Annotated in this window: 20 protein-coding genes; 9 read left to right on the plus strand and 11 right to left on the minus strand. The window is 61.8% G+C overall.

What is annotated here, in order from left to right; all coding sequences use genetic code 11:
* The first annotated feature begins 3 nt into the window (after positions 1–3).
* On the plus strand, positions 4–2,097 hold the full coding sequence (locus tag N4T19_RS16415) for an ATP-binding response regulator (RefSeq protein ID WP_260718543.1): 2,094 nt from the start codon (positions 4–6) through the stop codon (positions 2,095–2,097).
* Between the two features lie 57 nt (positions 2,098–2,154).
* Here the strand turns inward: N4T19_RS16415 and N4T19_RS16420 are convergent, their stop codons facing one another.
* The 7 genes from N4T19_RS16420 to mnmG all read right to left on the minus strand — a co-directional run bounded on the left by N4T19_RS16420 (position 2,155) and on the right by mnmG (position 9,266).
* Positions 2,155–3,195: a peptidoglycan-binding protein gene (locus N4T19_RS16420; RefSeq protein WP_182344309.1), complete on the minus strand. Its 1,041-nt coding sequence runs from the start codon at positions 3,193–3,195 to the stop codon at positions 2,155–2,157.
* A gap of 209 nt (positions 3,196–3,404) precedes the next feature.
* Positions 3,405–4,322: a ParB/RepB/Spo0J family partition protein gene (locus N4T19_RS16425; RefSeq protein ID WP_116925336.1), complete on the minus strand. Its 918-nt coding sequence runs from the start codon at positions 4,320–4,322 to the stop codon at positions 3,405–3,407.
* Between the two features lie 3 nt (positions 4,323–4,325).
* Positions 4,326–4,889, minus strand: a complete 564-nt coding sequence (locus N4T19_RS16430) for an RBBP9/YdeN family alpha/beta hydrolase (protein WP_409935119.1) — start codon at positions 4,887–4,889, stop codon at positions 4,326–4,328.
* A gap of 175 nt (positions 4,890–5,064) precedes the next feature.
* Positions 5,065–5,838, minus strand: coding sequence for a ParA family protein (locus tag N4T19_RS16435; protein ID WP_021027164.1), 774 nt, complete (start codon positions 5,836–5,838; stop codon positions 5,065–5,067).
* Positions 5,839–5,860: 22 nt separating this feature from the next.
* Positions 5,861–6,475, minus strand: coding sequence for a LysE family translocator (locus N4T19_RS16440; RefSeq protein WP_260718544.1), 615 nt, complete (start codon positions 6,473–6,475; stop codon positions 5,861–5,863).
* Positions 6,476–6,633: 158 nt separating this feature from the next.
* Positions 6,634–7,290, minus strand: a complete 657-nt coding sequence (rsmG, locus tag N4T19_RS16445; protein WP_260718545.1) for a 16S rRNA (guanine(527)-N(7))-methyltransferase RsmG — start codon at positions 7,288–7,290, stop codon at positions 6,634–6,636.
* On the minus strand, positions 7,287–9,266 hold the full coding sequence (mnmG, locus tag N4T19_RS16450; protein WP_182344315.1) for a tRNA uridine-5-carboxymethylaminomethyl(34) synthesis enzyme MnmG: 1,980 nt from the start codon (positions 9,264–9,266) through the stop codon (positions 7,287–7,289). The genes rsmG and mnmG overlap by 4 nt, the downstream gene beginning before the upstream one ends.
* Positions 9,267–9,487: 221 nt before the next feature.
* Between mnmG and gstA the strand changes: the two genes are divergently transcribed.
* The 3 genes from gstA to cueR all read left to right on the plus strand — a co-directional run bounded on the left by gstA (position 9,488) and on the right by cueR (position 10,919).
* The gene (gene gstA / locus N4T19_RS16455) at positions 9,488–10,090 is read left to right on the plus strand and encodes a glutathione transferase GstA (protein ID WP_260718546.1); all 603 of its coding nucleotides are present in this window, start codon (positions 9,488–9,490) and stop codon (positions 10,088–10,090) included.
* A 155-nt stretch (positions 10,091–10,245) separates the two neighbouring features.
* The gene (locus N4T19_RS16460; RefSeq protein ID WP_021027169.1) at positions 10,246–10,440 is read left to right on the plus strand and encodes a heavy-metal-associated domain-containing protein; all 195 of its coding nucleotides are present in this window, start codon (positions 10,246–10,248) and stop codon (positions 10,438–10,440) included.
* Between the two features lie 2 nt (positions 10,441–10,442).
* Complete coding sequence (cueR, locus tag N4T19_RS16465) at positions 10,443–10,919, plus strand: Cu(I)-responsive transcriptional regulator (RefSeq protein ID WP_116925341.1); 477 nt, start codon at positions 10,443–10,445, stop codon at positions 10,917–10,919.
* A 76-nt stretch (positions 10,920–10,995) separates the two neighbouring features.
* Here cueR and N4T19_RS16470 read toward each other — a convergent pair whose 3' ends face one another.
* Complete coding sequence (locus tag N4T19_RS16470; protein WP_182344319.1) at positions 10,996–12,075, minus strand: recombination-associated protein RdgC; 1,080 nt, start codon at positions 12,073–12,075, stop codon at positions 10,996–10,998.
* A 312-nt stretch (positions 12,076–12,387) separates the two neighbouring features.
* Between N4T19_RS16470 and N4T19_RS16475 the strand changes: the two genes are divergently transcribed.
* Both N4T19_RS16475 and N4T19_RS16480 read left to right on the plus strand, forming a co-directional pair.
* Positions 12,388–12,942 (plus strand): Spy/CpxP family protein refolding chaperone, encoded by a 555-nt coding sequence (locus N4T19_RS16475; protein WP_260718547.1) that lies wholly within the window; start codon positions 12,388–12,390, stop codon positions 12,940–12,942.
* Positions 12,943–13,150: 208 nt separating this feature from the next.
* Positions 13,151–13,681 (plus strand): acyloxyacyl hydrolase, encoded by a 531-nt coding sequence (locus N4T19_RS16480; RefSeq protein WP_260718548.1) that lies wholly within the window; start codon positions 13,151–13,153, stop codon positions 13,679–13,681.
* Between the two features lie 3,458 nt (positions 13,682–17,139).
* Here the strand turns inward: N4T19_RS16480 and N4T19_RS16485 are convergent.
* The 3 genes from N4T19_RS16485 to N4T19_RS16495 form a co-directional block, all read right to left on the minus strand.
* Complete coding sequence (locus N4T19_RS16485; protein WP_021027174.1) at positions 17,140–17,502, minus strand: HPF/RaiA family ribosome-associated protein; 363 nt, start codon at positions 17,500–17,502, stop codon at positions 17,140–17,142.
* Between the two features lie 278 nt (positions 17,503–17,780).
* Positions 17,781–18,341: a GNAT family N-acetyltransferase gene (locus tag N4T19_RS16490; protein WP_116925345.1), complete on the minus strand. Its 561-nt coding sequence runs from the start codon at positions 18,339–18,341 to the stop codon at positions 17,781–17,783.
* A 115-nt stretch (positions 18,342–18,456) separates the two neighbouring features.
* Positions 18,457–18,927, minus strand: a complete 471-nt coding sequence (locus N4T19_RS16495) for an FKBP-type peptidyl-prolyl cis-trans isomerase (protein WP_021027176.1) — start codon at positions 18,925–18,927, stop codon at positions 18,457–18,459.
* 199 nt (positions 18,928–19,126) lie between these two features.
* Here N4T19_RS16495 and N4T19_RS16500 point away from each other — a divergent pair, with 199 nt between their 5' ends.
* The 3 genes from N4T19_RS16500 (at position 19,127) to N4T19_RS16510 (ending at position 23,417) form a co-directional block, all read left to right on the plus strand.
* A complete protein-coding gene (locus N4T19_RS16500; protein ID WP_182344342.1) occupies positions 19,127–19,915 on the plus strand; it encodes a 3-hydroxybutyrate dehydrogenase in 789 nt (262 codons plus the stop codon).
* Positions 19,916–20,226: 311 nt separating this feature from the next.
* On the plus strand, positions 20,227–22,902 hold the full coding sequence (locus N4T19_RS16505) for a penicillin-binding protein 1A (protein ID WP_409935208.1): 2,676 nt from the start codon (positions 20,227–20,229) through the stop codon (positions 22,900–22,902).
* A gap of 41 nt (positions 22,903–22,943) precedes the next feature.
* Positions 22,944–23,417: a lysozyme inhibitor LprI family protein gene (locus N4T19_RS16510; protein ID WP_182344344.1), complete on the plus strand. Its 474-nt coding sequence runs from the start codon at positions 22,944–22,946 to the stop codon at positions 23,415–23,417.
* Positions 23,418–23,422 lie beyond the last annotated feature (5 nt).

The following is a 23,422-nucleotide window of genomic DNA, read 5'->3' on the forward strand; positions in this document are numbered from 1 at the left end:
GCAATGGCAGCTTCCCCTATGCCAGACAGCCCATCACTACCACCACCAGCACCTGCCGCGCAGGCCGCACCGGACAAGCGCAGTTTTCCGATGTCGGTGACCTCGCGCATCTTGCTGATGCTGGTGATTCTGGCCGTGGGTATTGCCGTGGTGTTTGCCTTGACCTTGCAGGGCCTGCGCCGCACCAACCAGGCCCTGCAGCAGCTGTCCAGCGTGGAGATGGAGCAGCTCATTGCCAGCACGCGCGTGATGCAGCAAAGCGAGATGATCGGCAGCTATGCGCGCCTGGTCGCCATCACCAACGACATCGGCGAGCGGCGGCTGAACATGGTGGAGCTGACCGACCGCATGGGCTGGCTCGACAAGCTGCTCGGCGAGATGACGCAGACACGGCTTGATGGCGCGATCGACCCGCTGATGCAGTCCAAGCGCAATGCGCTCAACGCCAATGTGCAGCAGCTGAGCCAGGCGATCTTTCAGCCCGCGCAGCATGGCCTCGATGACCGCGCCGTCTTCCACTTGGTGGCCGAGAACCAGATGCTGGCCACCGACATGTCCTTGCTGGCCAGCCGCGCTGCGGCCGACCTGCGGCGCCAGCTCAATGAGCGCAGCGTGCAGCTGTCCCGGGATGTGGCGGCCCAGCAGAGCAATCTGAACTGGCTGGTGGCCGTGCTGATCCTGTGCGTGGCGATGGCGGGCATCTACATGCATGCCTCGGTCTCGCGCCGCCTGGTGGCGCTGCGCCGCGAGGTCAGCAATGACGAGTTTGGCGGCATCTACGCGGTGCCCCAGCAGTGGGGTGACGAGATCGACCAGCTGGGCCGGGCCATTGCGTCGTACAAGAAGCACCTGAGCGACCATGCCCGCTCGGCCCAGAACGCGGTGCGCGCCAAGAACCGCTTTCTGGCCGGCGCCAGCCATGACCTGCGCCAGCCGGTGCAGGCGCTCAACCTGTTTTTGGAGACCTTGCGCGGCTCGGGCCTCAACAGCCAGCAGGCGGTGGTGCTCGAGCACGCGCGCGCTGCGCTGTCGGCCAGCCGCGAGATGCTCGACACCCTGATGGATTACTCGCGCATCGAGGCCGGCGTGCTGGACCCCAAGTTCCAGCCGGTGGCCATTGCCGGCTTCTTGCGCCGGCTGGAGAAGGAGTTCGGCCCACAGGCCGACGCCAAGAACCTGGTCTTCCGCGTGCGCGACAGCGAAGACTGGATCTACACCGACCAGTCGCTGCTCTTTATGCTGCTGCGCAACCTGGTGTCCAACGCGCTGCGCTACACCGACCACGGTGGCGTGCTGCTGGGGGTGCGCAAACGCGGCCTGCAGCGCGTGATCGAGGTCTGGGACACCGGTGTGGGCATCGATGACGAGCACCACGACCTAATCTTCCAGAAGTTCCGCCAGGTGGCCGAAGACCAGCACATGGGCACCAAGGGCCTGGGGCTGGGTCTGGCGATCGTGCGCGAGCTGGCCGATATCCTGAACGTGAAGGTCGCGCTGTCATCGATCCCGGGGCGCGGCAGCGTCTTCCGCGTCAGCCTGATGGCAGAGGCCGTGCCCGCCGGCGGCTATGGGCTGGTCGCCGGCCTGTGGGAGCAGCCCGACGATGGCGACTACTCGTCGCTGCATGGCCTCAAGGTGCTGGTGGTCGATGACGAGCCGCTGGTGCGCGTGGGGCTGGCCAGCATGCTCGAGCAATGGCATTGCCAGGTGATGAGCGCGGCCAATGTGGACCAGGTGCGGCGCCTGATCGGCCATATGCAGGAGAGCAACAGCAAGCCCTTCGATGTGGTGCTGACCGACCTGCGCCTGTCGGCCACCGAAGACGGCAGCATGGTCGTCATGGCCGTGCGCGATGCCACGGCCGAGCATGTGCCCTGGCAGCAGATGCTGCCCCACTACGTGATCCTGACCGGCGACACGGCCCCCAAAAGGCTGCAGATGGCCAACAGCCTGGGGGCGACCTTGATGCACAAGCCCATCGATCCGCGCCAGCTGCACAAGCTGCTGGCCCGGGAGCTGCAGCTGCGCTGCGATATTGAGGAGTTCATGGAAACCCAGCCGCCTGCCGATATCGACGAGGTCATCGACAGGGCATGAAAAAACCCGCCGGGGTGAGCGGCGGGTTTGCTGGCCTGGCTAGGCAGTGCGGAAGGCTTATTCCGACAGCTGGCGCATCGTGGCCTGGTCCAGGCGTCCCGTCACCGACAGGCCCTGGTCTTGCTGGAAGGAGCGCAGCGCGTTCTGCGTGCGCGGGCCGGAGGCGCCATCGGGGGTGCCCACATCGTAGCCCAGCTCGTTGAGGCGCTGCTGCGCTTGCTTCATGCTCAGGCGCACATTGGTCTTGGCGCCGGGTGCCGAGGTCTGGCTGGGCGCTGCGGCGCCATCCACACCCAGACGACCGCCACCGCCCAGGCCCTGGCCCTTGACGGATTGCGCACTGTAGTTGCGCAGCGCCTGCACCATCTGGTTGTAGGCATCGACGAAAGCGGCCGACACGACCTTGCCTTGCGAGGTGTTGGAGTAGCCACCCATGCTGGCACCAGCTGCGCCACCGAACAAGGTACCAAAGCCACCCCAGTCGGTGTTGCTGGCATTGCCGGTCGACGAGGACACCTGCACGCCCGAGCGGTTGTCCACCAGGGTCAGCATGGCCGATGCTTCACGGGTCTTGCTGTTGGCAGCCACGCCTGCGAGCGCGCCGCCGCCACGGCCGCCCAGGATGCCGCCCAGCGCCGCGCCAAAGCCGCCGGCATTGTCTTCGCTGAAGGTCACCTCAGGCGTCAGGCCGTAGTCCGATGCGACCACTTGGCCCTTGCCGAAATTGCTGCCCTTGCGCATTTCGCCGTTGTCCATCATCGCGCGCTCGCGGTTCATCGCGTTCATGCCGGCAGCGCTGCGTTCCACGACCACAAAGCAGTTCGATTGCTGGATCAGCACGCGCAGCAGATTGGCGGTCGGTGGCAGGCGGTATTCGTTGCGCAAGATGGTGTACCAGCCCGCTTGCTGGTTCTCGACCAGGGAGACGGTACCCACCGGCGAATCACATTTTTCGAGTTGGCTGTTTTCGCCCTGGCTGCTGCCCCCTGCTGCGCCACCGGTCACCATGTTGTTGGTGCCGCCGCCCAGCTTCATACCGGTGCTTTCGCAGCCTGCCAATGCCAAGACGGCCAGTGCCGCCAATGCTGCCTTTTTCATGTCGCTCTCCCGCAAATCATTCAGTTGTTCATTCAAAGCGAGCCCGGAATTCCTTCCAGGCTCGATTACTTCGATTTCGTATTTTTGCTTTGCGCTGCTGACACGGGAATCACCTGCTTCCAGGAACCTCGGTGGAGCGTTGTCCGCTCTTAAGCGAAGTTGTTAGTAAATGTCACCCAAATCACGACGTGCAGCACATGGCCGGTGCATTATCCACGTAATTTATCAATCAATCCATTCAGGGCATCCAGAGAGCCAAACTGGATTACCAATTCACCCATCTCTTCGAGTTTGCCGGCGCGCTTGACGCGCTTTTTCACGCGCACTTCCACTTCGGCCATCAACAGGTCCGACAGCTCTTCTTCGACGCGCTTCAAATCGCGCGATTTCGCCGGTTTGGCCTTGACCGGGGTTTCGCCCGAGAACTCGGCACTGACCTTTTTGACCAGGCTCTCGGCCTCCCGCACGCTCATTTTTCGCGCATTGATCTGGTTGGCTGCGGTGATCTGCGCGGCGCGGTCCAGCACCAGCAAGGCACGCGCGTGGCCCATGTCCAGATCCCCGGCCATCAGCATGGTTTGCACGGGTTCGGCCAGGTTCAGCAGGCGCAGCAGGTTGGACGCAGCCGATCGCGAGCGGCCCACCGCCTGCGCAGCCTGCTCATGCGTCATCTGGAACTCGCCCACCAGGCGCGAGAGACCCTGGGCTTCTTCCAGCGGGTTGAGGTCTTCGCGCTGGATGTTCTCGATCAGCGCCATCGCCGCGGCGGACTCGTCCGGCACATCACGCACCAGCACCGGCACCTCGGCCAGACCGGCGATGCGCGCGGCTCGAAAGCGCCGTTCGCCAGCAATGATTTCGTACTTGCCGGCGTGGTCACCCGAGGCCAGCTTGCGCACCAGGATGGGCTGCATGATGCCCTGGGCCTTGATGCTTTCGGCCAGCTCGTACAGCGCGCCCTCGTCCATGCGCGTACGCGGCTGGTAGACGCCGGGGACCATGTCATCGAGCCGCAATTGGTGGGGCAGCTGGCCCTTGTCGTCGCCGGCGGGCGCAGCGTCCTCGACCTTGGGGCCCAGCAGTGCTTCGAGGCCGCGTCCCAGACCCTTGGGTTTCTTGGTAACCATGTCTTAATTCACCTTTGTTGGTTCGGCCGTAAGCTCGGCCAGCAGCGCCTGGCCCAGCGGCCAGTCGCCCAGCCCCGATTCGGCATTGATATGGCCGCAGGCGCCCTGGTCCACCCAGCGCGCGCCCCAGTGGCCAGCGAGCCACTGCGCGCGCTCGGCGCTGCAATAGGGGTCGTTTTGGCTGCCCACCAAGATGGCGGGAAAGGGCAGTTTTTGCAGCGCGATCGGCGACCAGCCAGGGATCTGTTCGGCCAGGTCGGCGCGCTCGACATCGCCCGGCGCCACCAGCAGCGCGCCGCGCACCTTGTTGGCCGCCTGGGGCGAATGCGCGGCCCACCAGGCCGTCAGAATGCAGCCCAGGCTGTGGGCGACCAGCACCACGGGCTGGGGCGCATCCAGCACCACATCCTGCAGGCGCGCCGTCCAGTCACCGCGTTTGGGGTGCAGCCAGTCGTGCTGCTGCACGCGCTCATACCCCAGTTGCTGCTCCCACACCGTTTGCCAATGGCCCGGCCCGCTGTTTTGCCACCCCGGCAGCAGCTTGATGGACGAGGATTCAATGCTCATTTTTTAATAGCAAAAAAGCGCCACCGTACTGCGCTGTTTCAAAGAAATGCAAACCCTTATTGTGCCCGAATGCTTGCCATACGCAACGCGGGTGCCTGCAGCGCGCAGGCCACCAAGAAAAAGACCTCCGCATGCCAGGCAGCGGAGGTCGGTCGGGCAGCGGCGGGGCCGGCTGTCACTTCATGCGTTTGATGCGCTTGACCATCTCTTTGGCGAACTCGACAAAGGCCTTGCTGCCCTTGGCCGCCGGGTCGAACACGACGCCGGGCAGGCCGTAGCTGGGGGCTTCGGCCAGGCGCACATTGCGGGGAATCACCGTGTCGAACACCTTGTCGCCGAAATGCTCGCGCAGCTGGTCGCTCACCTGCTGCTGCAAGGTGATGCGCGGGTCGAACATGACTCGCAGCAGCCCGATGATCTCCAGATCGCGGTTCAGGTTGGCATGCACCTGCTTGATGGTGTTGACCAGGTCGGTCAGGCCTTCGAGCGCAAAGTACTCGCACTGCATCGGGACGATCACGCCATGGGCCGAGCACAGGCCGTTCAAGGTGAGCATGGACAGGCTGGGCGGGCAGTCGATGAGCACAAAGTCAAAGTCGGCGTCGCTCGCCTCCAGCGCGGCCTTGAGGCGCTTTTCACGGCGCTCGAGCTCGACCAGCTCGACTTCGGCGCCAGACAGTTCGCGGTTGGCGCCCAGCACCCAGTAGCCGCAGCGCTCGGAATGGACAGCGGCCTCCTTGATGGTGCTCGATTCGAGCAGCACGTCATAGACCGAGGTCTCCAGCGCGCGCTTGTCGATGCCCGAGCCCATGGTGGCATTGCCTTGCGGATCCAGGTCAACCAGCAGCACACGCTGCTTGATCTTGGCCAGACCGGCCGCCAGGTTGACTGCGGTGGTGGTCTTGCCGACGCCGCCTTTTTGGTTGGCGATACAGAAAATTTTTGCCATGAGAACTCGCTTGTCCACTAACTTATTTGGTCAGGGCCAGCTTAAGGCCAAAACCAATCAAAAACACACCCGCCGTTTTCTCCAGCCATTTAACCAGCGCCGGATTGGCGCGCAGGCGCTCAGCCAGCATCCTGGTGAGCAGCACCACGACCGTGCAATAGGCCAGGCTGATCACCGCCACGGTCGCTGCCATCACCGCAAAAGTGGGCAAGCCCCGGTGGGTGGCCGGATCAACAAACAGCGGGAAAAACGCCATGTAGAACACGATGGCCTTGGGATTCATCATGGTGATGAGAAAGCCTTGCCTGAAATAATGCCGGGGCGCAATCTTGATGACCGGCTGGTCACCTGGTCGGGACGTTATCAGCTTGTAGCCAATCCAGGCCAGGTAGGCTGCGCCCAGCCATTGCACCGCTTGAAAGGCGGCCGGGTATGCGCTCATCACGGCCGCCACGCCGGCAACGGCCAGCCACATCAGCAACTGGTCAGCGGCCATGCAGCCCGCGCATACGGCCAGACCGGCCTGGATGCCGCCCTTGCCCGTGGAGGTGATCAGCGCCAGGTTGCCGGGCCCGGGAATCATCAAGAACAGGAGCACGGCGAAGACAAATGCACCATAGTCAGAAATGCCAAACATGTGCCGCCTCTGCGATGGAAACTTTGAGTGTAAACGACGGTCCTGCTTGCAAGCCAGCAAAAGCGTGTTGTTACCGGCGCAAGCGTCAGCAAAAAGCCCCGAAAAATCGGGGCTGGTGGATGGTGCAGGTGGCGCGGCCTGCGATCCGCAACGCGGGGCTATGCCGCCTGCTGCCGCATCCAGACAATGCAGCGCTCGGCATCGAGCCCAGGCACCTGCAGCGGCTCGATGTTCAGCACCTGTACCGACGCGGGCAACAGCGCCAGCTCATCGTCAGGGCGCTTGGCCTTCATCGCCAGCCAGATGCCATCGGCCTTCAAGGTCTGGGCCGACCAGGCGGTGAAATCCTGCAAGGCGGCAAAGGCACGGCAGCTGACCACGTCGTACTGCTGGCTCAGCTGCTCGACGCGCGACTGGATGCCATGCAGGTTGCGCAGGCGCAGCGCGGCAGCCGCTTGCTGGATAAAGGCCACCTTCTTGCCCACGGTATCCACGCAGCTCACATCCAGCTGCGGCAGGCAGATGGCGAACACCACAGCGGGCAGACCGCCACCCGAGCCGACATCGAGCAGCTTGGGGGCTGGCAGGCCGACCCCCTCCAGATGGCGCACCAGCGGCGGCACCGCAGCCAGGCTGTCGAGCAAATGGTGGGTCAGCATCTCCTGCGGGTCACGCACCGAGGTCAGGTTGTAGACCTTGTTCCACTTCTGCAGCAGATCCAGAAAAGCCATCAGCTGGGTAATTTGCTCATCGCTCAGCGACAGGCCCAGTTGTTGAACGCCATCACGCAGTGGGATTTCCAATGGTGCGCTCATGCAGTCGTTACCTCTTGTGCAGTGCTGAAGCCTTTGAAGCCACCTTTTTTCAGGTGGACCATCAGCAAGGAAATGGCAGCGGGGGTGACACCGGAAATACGCGATGCCTGGCCCAGGGTTTCGGGGCGGTGGGTCTGCAGTTTCTGGCGCACCTCAAACGACAGCGCTGTCACCTGCATATAGTCCAGCTCGGCGGGCAGGCGCAGTTTCTCGTAATGGGCTGCGCGCTCCACTTCGTCCTTTTGGCGGTCAATATAGCCCGAGTACTTGGCACCGATCTCCACCTGCTCGACCACGGACTCGCTCAGTGCACCCAGTGTTTCACGTGAAACGTCGCTGGTCTGGTAGGCGCCTTCGTTCATGCTCATCAAGGTGGTGTAGTCCACACCAGGGCGGCGCAGCAGATCGAACAGGTTGTACTCCCGCTCCATGGCCTTGCCCAACACACGTTCGGCTTCTTGCGCAGCGACGATGCGTGGGTTCACCCAGGTAGCCTTGAGGCGTTCTGTTTCACGTGAAACAGCATCGCGCTTGCGGCTGAAGGCATCCCAGCGCGCATCGTCGACCAGGCCCATCTTGCGCCCCTCTTCGGTCAGGCGCATGTCGGCATTGTCTTCCCGCAGCTGCAGGCGGAACTCTGCCCGGCTGGTGAACATGCGGTAGGGCTCGGTCACCCCCTTGGTGATCAGGTCGTCGACCAGCACGCCCAGGTAGGCTTCATCACGGCGCGGCGTCCAGGGGCCTTCGCCCCGGCATTGCAGTGCGGCGTTCAGGCCGGCAAACAGGCCTTGGGCTGCCGCTTCTTCGTAGCCGGTCGTGCCATTGATCTGGCCGGCAAAGAACAGGCCCTGGATCTGCTTGGTCTCAAAGCTGTTCTTCAAGGAGCGTGGGTCGAAGTAGTCATACTCGATCGCATAGCCCGGGCGCAGGATGTGGGCGTTCTCCAGGCCCTTCATGCTGCGCACCAGTTCGTACTGCACGTCGAACGGCAGGCTGGTCGAGATGCCGTTGGGGTAGTACTCGTGGGTGGTCAGGCCTTCGGGCTCCAGAAAGATCTGGTGGCTTTCCTTGTCGGCAAAGCGGTTGATCTTGTCTTCCACACTCGGGCAGTAACGCGGCCCTACCCCTTCGATCTTGCCGGTGAACATCGGGCTGCGGTCAAAGCCGCTGCGGATGATCTCGTGCGTGCGCGCATTGGTGTGGGTGATGTAGCAAGGCATCTGCGCCGGGTGCATCTCTGCATTGCCCATGAAGCTGAACACCGGCAGCTGGCCTTCGTTGACGCCGCCGGGCATGCCGTCGCCCGGCTGGGTTTCGCACTGGCTGAAGTCGATCGAGCGGCCATCGATGCGCGGCGGCGTGCCGGTCTTCAGGCGCCCCTGGGGCAGCTTCAATTCCTTCAGGCGCGCCGACAGGCTGACCGCTGGCGGATCACCGGCGCGGCCTGCGGCATAGTGGTTCAGGCCCACATGGATCTTGCCGTCCAGGAAAGTCCCGGCCGTCAGCACCACGGTGCGGCTGCGAAAACGGATACCCACCTGGGTGACGGCGCCCACCACGCGGTCGCCCTCGACCATCAGGTCATCGACCGCTTGCTGGAACAACCAGAGGTTGGGCTGGTTCTCCAAGGTCTCGCGGATCGCTGCCTTGTACAGGATACGGTCGGCCTGCGCACGGGTGGCACGCACGGCCGGGCCCTTGGAGCTGTTGAGAATGCGGAACTGGATGCCACCCTTGTCGGTGGCCAGCGCCATGGCGCCGCCCAGCGCATCCACTTCCTTGACGAGATGGCCTTTGCCAATGCCGCCAATGCTGGGGTTGCAGCTCATCTGGCCCAGGGTTTCGATGTTGTGGGTCAGCAGCAGCGTCTTGCTGCCCATGCGGGCAGCGGCCAGCGCCGCCTCGGTGCCGGCATGGCCGCCACCCACAACGATGACATCAAATTCTTGCGGATAGGTATAGGGGGTTTGGCTCATACGGCCTCGTTCCAGGGCTCGCAAGGCAGCAGCCTTGCATGCAGTCATGCCCTTCTGCAGCCCTTTGACAGAATGGCGAATAGTCGGTTTTGCCCGCTATTTTAATGACTTGGGGGTTTACACGCGGTCAGCCGTGTTATTGCGCCGCAGCCACCTGGCTGCAAAGCTTTGTCAAAAGCGATAGCATGGTTTGGCTTTCACCTTTCACTGGAGATTTGTCGATGAAGCTGTATTTCTCTCCCGGCGCCTGTTCGCTGTCGCCCCATATCGCCCTGCTGGAAGCCGGTCTGCCCTTCACCCTGGAGATGGCCAGCACCAAGACCCACCAGCTCAAGGACGGCACCGACTTCTACACGATCAACCCGCTGGGCTATGTGCCGGTGCTGGAGCTGGACAATGGCCAGCGCCTGCGTGAAGGCCCCGCCATCGTGCAGTACATTGCCGACCAGGCGCCCGCCTCCAAACTGGCACCCGCGAACGGCACCTTCGAGCGCTACCAGTTGCAAGAGTGGCTGGGCTTTATCGGCACCGAGATCCACAAGGGCTTCTCCCCGCTGTTCAACCCCAATATGCCCGACCCTGTCAAGGACATGGCCCGTGGACAAGTGCTCAAGCGCCTGACCTGGGTGGATGCGCAGCTGGCCGGCAAGGAATTCCTGATGGGCGCGGACTTCAGCGTGGCCGATGCCTACCTGTTCACCGTCTGCGGCTGGAGCAAGTTTGTCGGTGTCGACATCAGCGGCCTGGAAAACCTGGCAAGCTTCCTGCAGCGCGTGGGCGCCCGTCCTTCGGTGCAAAAGGCCATCGCGGACGAAAAGCAGTAATGCAGCCTGTCGGTCCATGGATGCTGTTTCACGTGAAACACATCCGGACCGAAGCAGTTCTGATGGCTTGTTCCAGGCGAAAGCCCCTGCTCTTGACCTTCACACCGTGTCAGCTTTCAAGATCAAGCCATCAACTACAGGAAAAGGAAACTCTGATGCAAAACACCTTCCAAGTCCAAGGCATGACCTGCGGCCACTGCGAGCGTGCCGTCACCCAGGCTGTGCAGCAACTCGACGCCCAGGCCAAGGTAGCCATCGACCGCGCCCAAGGCAAGGTGGTGGTCGAGTCCAGCCAGCCCGCTGACAAGATCGCAGCGGCCATTGCGGCCGAAGGCTACCAGGTCCAGTAAGCATGGCCAGCCCGTCACGCAAGCCTGCCACTGAGCGGTCCATCGCCTGGCCGGTGTCCATCAGCCAGGCAGCCCAGCTGGCGGGTATTTCTGCGCGCATGGCGCGCCACTACGAGTCGCTGAACCTGCTGCCCCATGTGCACCGCACCGACAGCGGCTACCGGCTGTATACCCAGTCCGATGTGCATACGCTCTCCTTCATCCGCCGCTGCCGCGATCTGGGCTTCTCGATGGAGGAGATCGAGAACCTGCTCAACCTCTGGCACGACAAGCAGCGCGCCAGCAGCTCGGTCAAGGAGATTGCGCAAAAGCATATCGGCGCCTTGCGCGAGCGCATTGCCGCGATGAAGGCGATGGAGCGCTCGCTGCAGGCGCTGGTGCACAGCTGCCACGGCGACCAGCGCCCGGACTGCCCTATTCTCGACAGCCTGTCCGACCCGCATGCCGACCCTGACGCAGCCAGCTGCTGCAAGCACTAAAGCCCTGTCCAAGCATTGCACAGGCATAAAAAACGCGCTCCTGGGAGCGCGTTATCGTTTCTGCGGTTGGCCCAGATCAGAAAGGGCTGGAATCCGGATCCTGGTCCACCGGTGCCGATTTGGGCCCGGTCTGCATGCCGCCAGGCTTGCCAGACGCCTGGAATGGCTTGGCAGCGCCTACCCCCTGGCTCATCGGCTTGGCGGGCGCTGCAGCCCCTTCCCGGGCCGCTGCGGCGGGTTTGTCGCCCCGGTCGGGCAGCTGGCCCAGCTCGGTGCGGCCTTCGCCGCCCAGTGCCTGGATCAGGTCGGGAATCAGCTGGCTGAACTCCCCGGTGGCAATGGCCACATCGGCGTCAAAACCGCCATCCTCACTGGCCCCTTCCATCACCACATCGAGCAAGGCCACCTTCTTGAGCTGCAGGCCCTCGGTCAGCACAAAGCTGACCCGGTCATCCCAGGTCAGCGCCAGCTTGGTGGGCAGCTTGCCCTGGTCGATATGCTCGCGGATCTCGTCGATGCCCAGCGGGTGGCGGGCATAGCGCACGACCGCCTTGGATTCATCGGCGCTCTTGAGCTCGCACTCCTGGTCAATGCTGAAGCCCGCCGGCGCATCGTAGCTGTGCAGCCAGGCAGACATCGCCCCCTGGGGGCTGTTCTGGGTGTCGATCAGCGCCACCGAAAAACCGGGCGAGGCCTCCACCAGCATGGTGATCACTTCGTCTGCACGGCCCTGGCTGCTCGTGTCCAGCACCAGGAGGCGCGCCTGCGGATCGATCCAGATCCACAGCCCGCCCTGCTTGGTAAAGGCCATCGGCAGCAGATCGAGCTTGCACTCGTCCTTGAGCTCCTGCTTTTCCTTCTTGCCGGGCTTGCGGCCTTCCTGGGCTTCGATATGGGCGAGCTTTTCATCAACTTTGCGGTTGAGCACGCTGGCGGGCAGCATCTTGCTCTCGCTCATCAGCCGCAAGATCCACTGGCCCCCTACCGACTCGACCATCGCGCCGTGCTCCTCGCCGCGCGGAGGCACCCAACCGGTGGATTTTTCCTGGGTAGCGCCGCACTGCTCAAACTGCTGCTTGGCCAAGGCCGTATCCAGCGCGACCAAATCCGGCTGCCAGGTTTCGGAGATGCGGTAAAAAATCATGTTCTTGAACATGCCATTCCTTTGTTCTGGGGGGCTGCAGTCTTGCGCAGCAGCCCTTTAAAAAACACAAGCGGCCCTGGTGTGCCGCACTGATCTGCTGTCCATTGTGCCGCGAATCGGGCCCGCCCCAGCCCGATGCGCCAGGCAAAAAACCGGGTTTGGGATGGGTGGGCGCTGGTAGCAGCAGCGCTTGCCTCCCCCAAAGCCACACAACCAAAATTGCTAATTCTTTACACAGCCATACCGGCCAGTGACAGCGCTATTACATGGCAGGCGGACACTGCAGACATCGCATAAGACATCACAACCCGGAAAGGAACCACTATGTCTCTCTTACAACGCAGCGCCATCGTGACCGCCATGCTGGCCAGCCTGTCGGTTTCCAGCTTCGCCCAAACCCCGGCTGCCCCCGCAGTAGCCCCCACCACACAAAGCGCCCCCGCCCCTGCCAAAAAGGCCCATGACCCCGAAGCACGCGAGGCACACATGGCCAAACGCATGCAGGCACTCAAGGCCTCGCTCAAGCTCAATGCCAGCCAGGAAGCCGCCTGGACCAGCTATATGACGGCCGTCAAGCCCCAGCGCCCGGCCCCCGGTGACCGCCCTGAACGTCCAGACTTTGCCAAGATGACCACGCCAGAGCGTATTGACGCGATGCAGGCCATGCATGCCAAGCACCAGGCTGCGATGGACCAGCGCAACCAGGCGACCAAGGCTTTCTATGCCACCTTGACGCCTGAGCAGCAAAAGACTTTTGATGCGGAAACCTTGAAGATGCATGAGCGCCGCGGACGCGGCCCGGACGGAAAGGGCCCGCATGGCCAGCGCCATCAAGGCCCCAATCCGAAACAGACTGTTCCACCTATGGACAGTAAATAGGGCAACCGCCCGCCTCCTGGCATCTGTCTCCCTCTCCAACCCCTCCTGCGCAGCCCTGACCAGCTGCGCTTTTTTGTGCCTGTGTATATGCCCGTGACAGCGTCAGCGGTTGCATACAGACAACATCCTGCTTTTGCTGACAAAAGCTGCTGTGGTCCAGGTGTAACATTATTTAATGCATTACCGCCCTCTCCTCTCCGCTATCGGCTTGTGCGCGCTGACTGTCTGGAGTGCCTCTGCCCAAGCGCAGTTTGCCGACAAGCGCAACAGCCCCACCCTGTACCTGCAAGCAGGGGTTGCCGAACGTGACGCGCGTGCGCTCACCATTGGCTCGACCATCCCAATGGATTGGAAGACCTATTGGTGGGGCCATGCGGTCACCGCCCATTGGGACATGAGCCTGTCCGCCTGGAACTCCGACCGCATGGAGCAAGAAGGCAGCCGCACCATTGCTGTGGTTGGCCTCGTGCCCACGATGCGCTTTCACAGTAAGAGCCAGTACCCCTGGTTTGTTGAAGCGGGCCTCGGCGGTTATGTCTCCAGCAAGCTCTATGAAAGCCGCGACAAGCGCTTCTCGACCGCTTTCAATTTCGGCACCCACATCGGCGTGGGCTACTTTACCGGCATGCGCCGCGAGAATGAATGGTCGGTGCGTCTGGAGCATCTGTCTAACGCCTCGATCAAGCGTCCCAACCCTGGCGAGAACTTTGTGCAGCTGCGCTACGCGCGCCACTTCTGATCGCCCCATAACCCCCCCTCTTCCCCTTCATACCGCCATCTGGCGGTATTTTTTTGCCTGTCTGAGGGGTTATGGGCTGGAAACGCCGTTCGGGGCCTCTACGCAGCCATAGCGGCGCTTGAGAGGCTGGCGGTGTCGAATGGGCTACAGGTCAAACGGGCTGTGGCAAGAAGCCATACCGATGACTGTATAAAAATACAGTTATCGCAGATGAGGGTCCAGCTCCTTGATCCATTGCACGACCACCACCTGCCAAAAGATACCAAGGCTATAGAACACTCTCACGGCCATTCACGGCCGGCAGAGACGGTGTAAGCCATCCTTGGCCCCAACCACTCCCAACCCCGCTTGACCCCTCTACCCAGCGCCAATCAACGCCTGGGCAGGCTCCAGCGGCCTGGTGGACGGATCTGCAGGGCCTGCGGGGCGATCCGCTGCGATGCGTTCCCTGCTGCGCAACGACACCTAGGCGGCAGCCGCACCAATCAATGCCGCCTTCTCATCCCGCCATATGCCGCGCAAAGCGGCATCGGCACTCGCCACGCATATCCAAAAGTATAGCTAACACCTATGCTGGGCTGTGCATTTGCGCACAGCGCCCCTCTCTGTGTGATCGAACTCTGGGTCAGTACGACAGTGCTGCGACCAAGCACCCCAAGTTATAGGATGCCCTCGTCCATAGGGGAGAGGGATGCTGAGGTGATGTGCTGCGTATTTTGAGAACTGCTCTGCCCCGCTCACTTCTGCCAAAGAGGCTTGACTTTTCACAGTCTGAAAATTTTCAAGATATGAAACTTTGCCGAGCTTGCCTTTGGTTTTTCTTTTATTTTCTTTAAAAGAATAGTAGATAGTAGTAGAAGGGCCCCACCTTCTGTGGATAAGTCCATTAAGCCTAATGCTGTCAACCGCTTGAAATTTTTCCAACCATGTTGATGGTACCCCTTCATCCTTGTCACTGCGAAGTGGATAAGTCCGGCATCTGGGATATTTCTGTGGATAAGCTGATACGACCATGCGCATTATCCACAGCCATTCTTCAATCTCAAATTCTCACCAAGTGATTGATAATTAATAACTTATCCACAATCACTCAGTGATCAGCACAAAATAGTAGCACCCGCTGGACTGCTATGCGCAGGAAACTCTGGGCCGCAAATATTGTCCACAATACCTAGGCGGCGATCGGCCACTTTGGATGCCGGAGAGTTTGGCCCATTGAATTGTGGATAAGTTTTTTATCGTTACAAAACAAATATCTACTGCACTATTGGTCTGTGGACACCGGACGCTATTTCCGGTGCATGGTAATGGAGCAAGTTCGCGGTCGGGCTTCTATCTGTGGATAACTAGGGGATTGTTAGGGGCTTGTACCGATTGTTATACACAGCTCTTTTGGGGCTCCTCCCATCGGTTCCGGAGGTGGCCGCTGAGGATCCACCGTCTTTCCAAAAAGATACCCAATAAAAACAACAACTTACTGGCTAGCAACGGCCGCTTAGGGATACAAAGCCATCTGCCTGGGGCTGACTTTTGGGCAAAGAGACGTTCGCCAGGCCTCCAAAAACTGCATGTGCAAAACAGCGGACCAGCGCCATTCGCATAGGCAGTGGTGCGCCTCACACCCGCGATGAAGGCCGCTGCCCGCGATGCGCCACATCTGTGGACATCTCGCGCCTGATGGGATCGTGGCGTCGCGCCGGGACGGCAGTCCGGCGCCGACGGTTGGCGGAGCTCGCCGCTGGGGAGGATCGGCGCATTCCGGTATTTGCCCGCACCGGTCTTTTCTTCGTTTCTGCTGTGCCAGGCGATCAAGCGATGCAGTCAACAGCCATCGCCAGGCCCAACAAGCGCGCGGGTGGTCGTCGCGCCCTCAGCGCAACGAGGGGCGTCGCTGATTCGGGCGCTTTCGACGCAGTGTTTTGGTATTCACCGGCTATTGCGCACGTGTTTGGCATCGAACAAGCACGTTCGACCGGGACCTTCTGACGCAAGCGCAGATCGAGGGATGGCGCTAGGCTGATTTCTGCCAGCCCCCAGCGGCTGGCGCAGAGGGCGATGACGGTGATTGACGGCATCTCAGACCGGAGTGCGCTGGATCCTGGGCCCCTAACGACAAAGCCCAAATTTCAATTTGAATAATTCAAATAAACTGAAATCAAAAGCGATTCAATTCAAATCAATGACAGCACTACAAGGCGAGCATATACGAACGAATGCCTAATTTTTATGCAAAACTGCCGAAAAGGGAGCTTGCTTTTTCAACAAGTTATCCTTATCGTGCTTGTGCATAATATCTCACATCGTGGGATATTTCACCATATGAGAGTCTGGTGGTGGGGGTTATGCACATAGGCATGGCAGGAGCCTCCCTCTACGATGGCGCAAATTTGTGGATAAGTAAAGGACTTATGCGATAAAAACGACAAGCACTTTTCCCCGGATGACTTATCCACATGTTGACATGTGAAGGTGGCTGTAGCATGGATTGTGGATAAATTGATCCATAGAATTTCGAGTTACCCACAGGGTTCTGTAAATTTCCTGTTTAAAGCGAGTCACTTGTATTCTTATGCACAGTGCTTACGAAATAACTTTCCATCGTATAAATGCTTAATAAATAGGCGATAAAGATCAAAAAATGTGGAAAAGTATGTGTATAGATTGCATGCCATGCTCAAGTCCTACGGCTCAGCAATGCGGATATTTAAGTGAAAATTGCGGGCAGTTATGCGACATATGTGCGGCATATAGCTATTTTTATTTGCTGAAGCCACTCCAAACATAGCTTCTCTCAAGTCACATCTATCTGTGGATATCTTCCCAGTCAGAAAATTTGACAGAGAAATTTTTCAAATGTGCATAAGCTGTGTGCAAATCAATAGACTGAGTGCATGAAGATATCCACTGGTTTTTCGGCGTCTGAACGCCTGGTCTGAACAGTGCATTCAGTGGATTTGAACGACCGTGATTCGGCGTTGCTGCGTTCGTGCCCCAAGCTTTTTCGAACTCTGCGGATGGAGGGCAGCATTGAGGGCCGTTGGAGGAGGGCACAGCGCCAGAGCAGGCGCGCTCGCGCTGTCCTGTGTCCGCCTCTGTCTGCCGGTAGCTGCCTTGTGTTCTGCCATGGGCGCTGTACGCCGGCAGACATGCGCGCTGCAGCGTTATTCAGGTCCCTGCCAAGGCGGCCGGCGCTTGGCGCCTAGGGGCTGGGTGCGGATTGCCGAGTGCCGAGCGCGTGGGCCGGCGTAGGCGCAGCCAGTCTGGTGTTGGCGAAGTTTTTTTGCTTGGGTGGTGTTGCGAGCGCTTGCGCTGCACCGACCGACTGCGCGGCGCCCGAGCTGCAAACCACGCAGCTGGTGGGTGCCAGGGCCGCGAAAACAGCAAGCCTCAGACGCAAAAAAGCACCGCCAGGCGGTGCTTTGCTCAGAAGGGTGGGCGGTGCTGGCCCGGTTCAGCCCTTAGGCTTCGACATCCTCATCGGTGCCGGTACGAATGGTTTCGCGGTTGCTCTTGTCGCGCATCTTGGCGATGTCGGTGTCCAAAGCACGGTGCAGTTTTTCCAGCGCTGCGTTGAAGGCTTCGGCGACCTTTTCGGCCTCGGCGTTGACAGCCAGGGGTTGGCGCCCGGTAGCCCGTGTTTCCATCACACAGCGCTTGCCTTTGCCGCCGTTTTTCAGGGCGTCCACATCGGTGAGGTAAACCTCCACCCGGGTCACATATTCGCGGAAGCGCGAAAGCTTGTTTTGTACCTCGGTTTGTGCCCATTGGGAGAGGGATTCTCCGCCTTGAACATTGTCACCAGCGTGCACTTGAACTTGCATGGATGTGCTCCTTTCTCGAACATGCTGGGCGGCAGCCCAGCTATAGCAACCGGATGCAGCGAAGGCCATCGCCTTGCGGCACCTTGTTGATCACATCCTAACTCGCAAAACTGCAACAAAGGCTGCGACATGGTCAATATGCGTAAAAGCCCTGAGAAAGATCAAGCGTCCTACAGCCTGCTGGGTGCGCGCTCGGACGGCGGGGCAGGGCGGCGGTTGGCTTGAAACGCGGCGAGCCATCCCCAGCAGCCGGTCATGGCGGCCGCGCAGTGCAAGGTTTAGGTTGCTGCGAATTTTGCAGCGGACAAGCGATACAGCACATGGGCTCGCAATGGGTGGCCCTCAGGCAAGGCAGGGTGCGCAAAATCGCCTGCCAGGTCGCGCTCCATGCCCAGGCGCTCCATCAGTGCTTGCGATGGCAGGTTGCTGGTGGTCGTGAAGGCCACGATGTCAGCCAGCTTTACATGGTCAAATCCGACGGCCAGTGCCGCCCGCGCGGCCTCAGTGGCCAGGCCCTGGTGCCAGGCATGGCGCGCCAGGCGCCACATGATTTCGACGCAGGGAGAAAAAGGCAGCTCGGCCTGGGGCACATGCAGGCCGACGATGCCGATAAATTGCTGGTCCTCCAGCCGCTCCACCGCCCAGACGCCCCAGCCGCGCTCGGCCATCAGCGCCTCGCAGCGGTCTGCCATCGCGTCGCTCTGCGCCCGCGTCAGCGGCGCGGGGAAGTAGCGCATTACCTCGGGGTCCGCCGTCATCGCGGCAAAGGCCTCCCTGTCCTGCGGCTGCCATTGGCGCAGCTGCAGGCGGGCGGTTCGGGGCTCGATCAGGGTGGTCATGGGGTCGCTGCTCCAATGAAAAAGCGGCCTGCACGCTAGGCCTTTGCGTGAGCCGCTGGGGTGATCAACAACGCCAAGAGGGCCGTGCACTGCACCGGCCCGCTACGCGGCAGTATCAATGGTGGTGGCCGTGCGCGCCATGCACATGGCGGTGGGCAATCTCTTCTTCGCTGGCTGCGCGCACATCGACGACCTTGCCGCTAAAGCGCAGCGCCAGGCCGGCGAGCGGGTGGTTGCCATCCAGGTGCACTTCCGGGCCCTTGATCTTCTTGACATAGAAGGCCTGGGGCTCGCCGCGGTCATTGGCGCCGCGCAGCTGGCCGCCCACCTTCACGCCCGGTGGGAACTCGCTCTTGGGGATCACGCGCACGAGGCTCTCGTCGCGCACGCCAAAGGCATCTTCCACTGCCAGATCCACGCTGGTGCTAAAGCCCACAGCCTGGCCCTCAAACGCAGCTTCCACCTTGGGGAAGATGTTTTCATAGCCGCCATGCAGGTAGGCGAGGTTGCCGCTGTCCAGCGGTTTGCCTTGCGCATCGGTCACCTTGTATTGGATGGTGACGGCGCAGTCTTTGGTGATGTTCATGGTCTTGTTCGAAGAGTCTGGCAAAAACGCAAGTGTAGGGGCTGCGGCGGGGTGGGCGCAGCGCCTTGCCGGATGGCAGGGGCAGCGCCAAGGGTTTGGTGATTGTCATGCAAACGGCTTGCTCTCCTACGGCAGCATGCTGCAGCGCAGCGCGAGACTGGCTATTTGTGACCGCTTTTCCGGTCGAAAGGATGAAGAAATGGTTCAGCAACTCGCAGGCAAGGTGGCCTATGTGACGGGCGGCGCCAGTGGCATTGGCAAGGCCATCGCCGATCTGTATGCGCAGCAGGGCGCCAAGGTGGTGATCGCCGATCTGAAGCAGGAAGCAGCCGAGGCGGCGGCCCAGGATATTGCCAGCAAGGGCGGCACCGCCATGGGCCTGGCGGTCGATGTGACGCAGGAAGACCAGGTCGACGCCTCTGTCGAAGCCGCAGTGAAAGCCTATGGCGGCATCGATATCCTGGTGAGCAATGCCGGCATCCAGATCGTCAAGCCGGTGCAGGACTTTACGTTGCAGGAGTGGCAGAAGATGCTGGCCATCCAGCTCGATGGCGCCTTCCTCACCACCCGCGCCTGCATCAAGCACATGTATGCGCAGGGCCGTGGCGGCAGCATCATCTATACCGGCTCAGTGCATTCCAAGGAGGCCTCCAAGCTCAAGGCGCCCTATGTGACGGCCAAGCATGGCCTCGAAGGCCTGGCCAAGGTCGTCGCCAAAGAGGGCGGCCCGCAAGGCGTACGCGCCAATGTGATCTGCCCGGGTTATGTGCGCACGCCGCTTGTGGACAAGCAGATCCCCGAGCAGGCCAAGGAGCTGGGCATCAGCGAGGCCGATGTGATCAAGAACGTGATGCTCAAGGACACCGTCGACGGCGAGTTCACCACCGTGGACGATGTGGCACGCGTGGCACTGTTCTTTGCGGCGTTCCCCACCAATGCGCTGACGGGGCAGTCAATGATCGTGAGCCACGGCTGGTTCATGGAGTGATGCTGGCCTGCCCCGCGCTGGCCTGCGGGGGCGGTATTGCTGGGGTGGCAAGACCTGCAGGCAATATTCTTCTGCAACGTGCCGTTTAATGCTGCCAAAACGCTCGAAATTCGGTCTTGTCCCATTTCTATAGCTTTTGCCCGCCCCCTACATTTGTTACATGGTTTGCAGTCTGCTTTGCACAGCCGACAGGTGGGGAAACCGTGCCTGCCCGACAATGGCGCCTTGGCCAAGGCAGCGGTGCGGACAGCGCGCTGCCGGCCCAGGCTTTGCAGACTTCTTCCATGGCGATCCCCCTTCTCTCCGGTTTGATGAACACCTTGCGCCGCGCAGCGGGCGCCTTGCCCGGGCTGGCCCGGCGCCTGCGCCCCTGGCTGGCCGCACTCAGCAAAAAGCAATGGTTGCTGGCGGTGGCAGCCTTGCCGGTGCTGCTGCTGCTCTATGTGCTGCTGCTGATTCCGCTCACCCCGTCGATCGGCGATATCCAGAAAAACAAGGTCGAGGCCCCCACCCAGCTGTTGTCGGCCGATGGCAAGGTGCTGGCCCAGTACAAGCGCGCCAACCGCGAATGGGTGGCGCTGAAGGACATTTCACCGAACGTCATCAACGCGCTGATCGCCACCGAAGACCACCGTTTTTATGAGCATGGCGCGCTCGATTGGCGCCGCACCTTTGGCTCTGTGCTGCACACGGCGATGGGCCGGCCCCAGGGCGGCTCCACCATCACCCAGCAGTTGGCGCGCAATATGTTCCCCGAGGAAATCGGCCGCGCCCGCTCGCTCAACCGCAAGCTCAAGGAGGCCGTGACCGCCTACAAGATCGAATCGGCCTACACCAAGGACGAGATCCTGGAGACCTACCTCAACACCGTGCCCTTTCTCTACAACGCCTTTGGCATCGAGATGGCCGCACGCACCTATTTTGACAAGCCCGCCCAGAAGCTGAGCGTGCTCGAAGCGGCGACCCTGGTGGGCATGCTCAAGGGCACCAGCTACTACAACCCCGTGCAAAACCCGGAGCGGGCCCAGCAGCGCCGCAACACCGTGCTGGCGCAGATGAACAAGCACGGCAAGCTCAGCGACCAGGATTTCGAGACCCTCAAAAAACGCGGCATCAAGCTGGATTTTGAGCGCCAGGACGAGGCCGTGGGCATGGCACCGCATTTTGCGCAGGCGCTGCGCAAGTGGCTGATCGAATGGGCCGACGCCAACGACTACAACATCTATGCCGATGGCCTGGTGGTGCAGACCACCATCGACTCGCGCGTGCAGCAATGGGCCAACCAGGCCGTGGTGCGCCAGGGCCGGCAGTTGCAGGTGACCGCCAATGGCCTGTGGAGCAACCGCAACCAGTGGACCGCCAAGAACCCGCTGGTGCAAAGCTTTGTGCGCGAAAGCGCCGTCTACCGCCAGGCGGTGGCCGATGGCCAGGACAAGGACGAAGCGCTGCAGCGCCTGCTGGCTGATGCCGACTTTATGGCCAACCTGCGCCAGGACAAGGTGCGCGTGCAGGTGGGCTTTATGGCCATGGACCCACGCAACGCCCATGTGCTGGCCTGGGTGGGCAGCCGCGACTTTGCCATCGACCCCTTTGACCATGTCTCGCAAGCGCGCCGCCAGCCCGGCTCCACCTTCAAGCCCTTTGTCTATGGCGCAGCGCTGCAGGATGGCGCGTTGCCCACCGACCAGCTGATGGATGAGGCCGTGCGCATTCCGCTGGGCGGCGGGCAGTTCTGGCGCCCCACCGATGGCGGCCCGCCTTCTGACCAACCGATGACCCTGGCCGACGGCCTGGCCTACTCCAAGAACACCATCACCGCCCAGGTGATGGCCAAGGTGGGGCCCGCCAAGGTGGCCAAGCTGGCGCGGGCGCTGGGTGTGCGCGACAGCAAGCTTGAAGATGTGCTGTCGCTGGCGCTGGGTACCAGCCCGGTCACCTTGCAGGAGATGGTGACCGCCTATTCCACCCTGGCCAACGGCGGCGGCTACCGCGCGCCCGTCATGGTCACCCGCATTACTGACCGCGAGGGCAAGGTGCTGGCCGAGTTTGAGCCACCCGCGCCGGAGGTGGCACTGGACAGCGGCGTGACCTACGCCTTGATCGACATGATGCGCGGCGTCATCACCAAGGGCACGGGCCGGGGTGTGGCGCGCTATGGCGTCAGCGGGGACTGGGTGGGCAAGACCGGCACCACGCAAGACAATGCCGATGGCTGGTTCATGCTGGCGCACCCGGACTGGGTGGGCGGCGCCTGGGTCGGCTTCAACGACAGCCGTGTGCAGCTGAACGACTACTGGGGCCAGGGCGCCCACAGTGCACTGCCTGTGGTGGCCGAGGTGGCCGCCGCATCGCAGCGCGCCAAGCTGGTGCAGGCACAGGCCCGCTTTGAGATGCCGGCCGAGAACAACACCTTTGTGCAGCGCCTGCGCAGCTGGATGCTGGGCTTTGGTGACAACAAGCAACCGGTCGATCCGTTTGAGCAGCCCCCTGCGATGCAGGAGCTGCCCGATCGCGGCAACCCTGGTGATGCGCCCATCATCGACGACCCCGAGGCCCGGCCGATAGGCCAGGGCGGCGCGGGCCCGCGCGGCCCCAGCGGCGAGGGCGACTACCCCGTGTTCCAGAACAACCCATCTCCAGCGCAGCAGCCGCAGATGCCTGCGCAGCGCCTGGCCGATCCGAGCCAGCCGCAACCCGGTGTCGTGGTGCCTGGCGCGTCGTCCAACCCTGCGCCTTCCAACCCGGCACCGGCCAGCGCCTCTCCTGCCCCGGCCTTCCCCGGCAGCGCCAGTGCGCCCCAGGGCCAGCCCGCGGGCAACCCACCGCCGATTGAGCGCGGTGTGGTCGTCTCGCCGGTGTCGTCCGGTACCGTGGGCCAACCCGTACCCACGGCCGATGGCGGCATGGTCTGGCGCCGCGCCACCCCGTCTGGCACGGCGGCGCCGCAGTCCGGCAATGCAGGAATTGCGGCCAGCGAGGTCAATTGATCCCGCTGCCCATTTTTTAAGCACTCATCAGGAGGATGTTCATGGTCTTCAACCACCGCCGCCAGCCCCGCTGGCTATGGATGCGCGCCGCTTGCCTGGGCGCTGCCATATTGGTATCAACAGCCGCGATGGCCGTGGACAACCCCGATGCCCCTGACCGCCTGGCCGCGTTTGAGCAGCGCATACAGCCGCTGGAGGCGGCCATCGGCAACCAGAACACGACGGCAGACATGCTGCGCGCCAGCAGCGCCTATGCCAAGCAACTCGATGTGGAGCTGAACCAGACCTACCGTGCGCTGATGGCCAAGGTGGGCGCCACCGGCGCGCAAAAGCTGCGCGCCGCGCAGCGCAACTGGCTGAGCTTTATGACCACCGAGGCCGCCTTTATCGACGGCACCTGGAACGCCCAGGACTTTGGCAGCTCCTCAGCGCTGTCGCGCAGCGAGTACCGCAACAGCCTGACCAAGGCGCGCATCGTCCAACTGCTGGGCTATCTGCGCGCCTATCCTGAATAATGGAT

Origin of the sequence: Comamonas squillarum (genome assembly GCF_025309455.1) — a bacterium.
GTDB classification, from domain to species: Bacteria; Pseudomonadota; Gammaproteobacteria; order Burkholderiales; family Burkholderiaceae_C; genus Comamonas; species Comamonas squillarum.

Excerpts from the sequence above, each read along its gene's own strand:
- mnmG (WP_182344315.1), bottom strand. The coding sequence starts at position 9,266 with ATGAGCCAAACCCCCTATACCTATCCGCAAGAATTTGATGTCATCGTT.
- N4T19_RS16495 (WP_021027176.1), bottom strand. The coding sequence starts at position 18,927 with ATGAACATCACCAAAGACTGCGCCGTCACCATCCAATACAAGGTGACC.
- N4T19_RS16490 (WP_116925345.1), bottom strand. The coding sequence starts at position 18,341 with ATGACCACCCTGATCGAGCCCCGAACCGCCCGCCTGCAGCTGCGCCAA.
- N4T19_RS16440 (WP_260718544.1), bottom strand. The coding sequence starts at position 6,475 with ATGTTTGGCATTTCTGACTATGGTGCATTTGTCTTCGCCGTGCTCCTG.
- N4T19_RS16460 (WP_021027169.1), top strand. The coding sequence starts at position 10,246 with ATGCAAAACACCTTCCAAGTCCAAGGCATGACCTGCGGCCACTGCGAG.
- cueR (WP_116925341.1), top strand. The coding sequence starts at position 10,443 with ATGGCCAGCCCGTCACGCAAGCCTGCCACTGAGCGGTCCATCGCCTGG.
- N4T19_RS16430 (WP_409935119.1), bottom strand. The coding sequence starts at position 4,889 with ATGAGCATTGAATCCTCGTCCATCAAGCTGCTGCCGGGGTGGCAAAAC.
- N4T19_RS16505 (WP_409935208.1), top strand. The coding sequence starts at position 20,227 with ATGAACACCTTGCGCCGCGCAGCGGGCGCCTTGCCCGGGCTGGCCCGG.
- N4T19_RS16510 (WP_182344344.1), top strand. The coding sequence starts at position 22,944 with ATGGTCTTCAACCACCGCCGCCAGCCCCGCTGGCTATGGATGCGCGCC.
- N4T19_RS16470 (WP_182344319.1), bottom strand. The coding sequence starts at position 12,075 with ATGTTCAAGAACATGATTTTTTACCGCATCTCCGAAACCTGGCAGCCG.
- N4T19_RS16435 (WP_021027164.1), bottom strand. The coding sequence starts at position 5,838 with ATGGCAAAAATTTTCTGTATCGCCAACCAAAAAGGCGGCGTCGGCAAG.
- N4T19_RS16475 (WP_260718547.1), top strand. The coding sequence starts at position 12,388 with ATGTCTCTCTTACAACGCAGCGCCATCGTGACCGCCATGCTGGCCAGC.
- N4T19_RS16425 (WP_116925336.1), bottom strand. The coding sequence starts at position 4,322 with ATGGTTACCAAGAAACCCAAGGGTCTGGGACGCGGCCTCGAAGCACTG.
- N4T19_RS16500 (WP_182344342.1), top strand. The coding sequence starts at position 19,127 with ATGGTTCAGCAACTCGCAGGCAAGGTGGCCTATGTGACGGGCGGCGCC.
- N4T19_RS16485 (WP_021027174.1), bottom strand. The coding sequence starts at position 17,502 with ATGCAAGTTCAAGTGCACGCTGGTGACAATGTTCAAGGCGGAGAATCC.
- N4T19_RS16415 (WP_260718543.1), top strand. The coding sequence starts at position 4 with ATGGCAGCTTCCCCTATGCCAGACAGCCCATCACTACCACCACCAGCA.
- gstA (WP_260718546.1), top strand. The coding sequence starts at position 9,488 with ATGAAGCTGTATTTCTCTCCCGGCGCCTGTTCGCTGTCGCCCCATATC.
- rsmG (WP_260718545.1), bottom strand. The coding sequence starts at position 7,290 with ATGAGCGCACCATTGGAAATCCCACTGCGTGATGGCGTTCAACAACTG.
- N4T19_RS16420 (WP_182344309.1), bottom strand. The coding sequence starts at position 3,195 with ATGAAAAAGGCAGCATTGGCGGCACTGGCCGTCTTGGCATTGGCAGGC.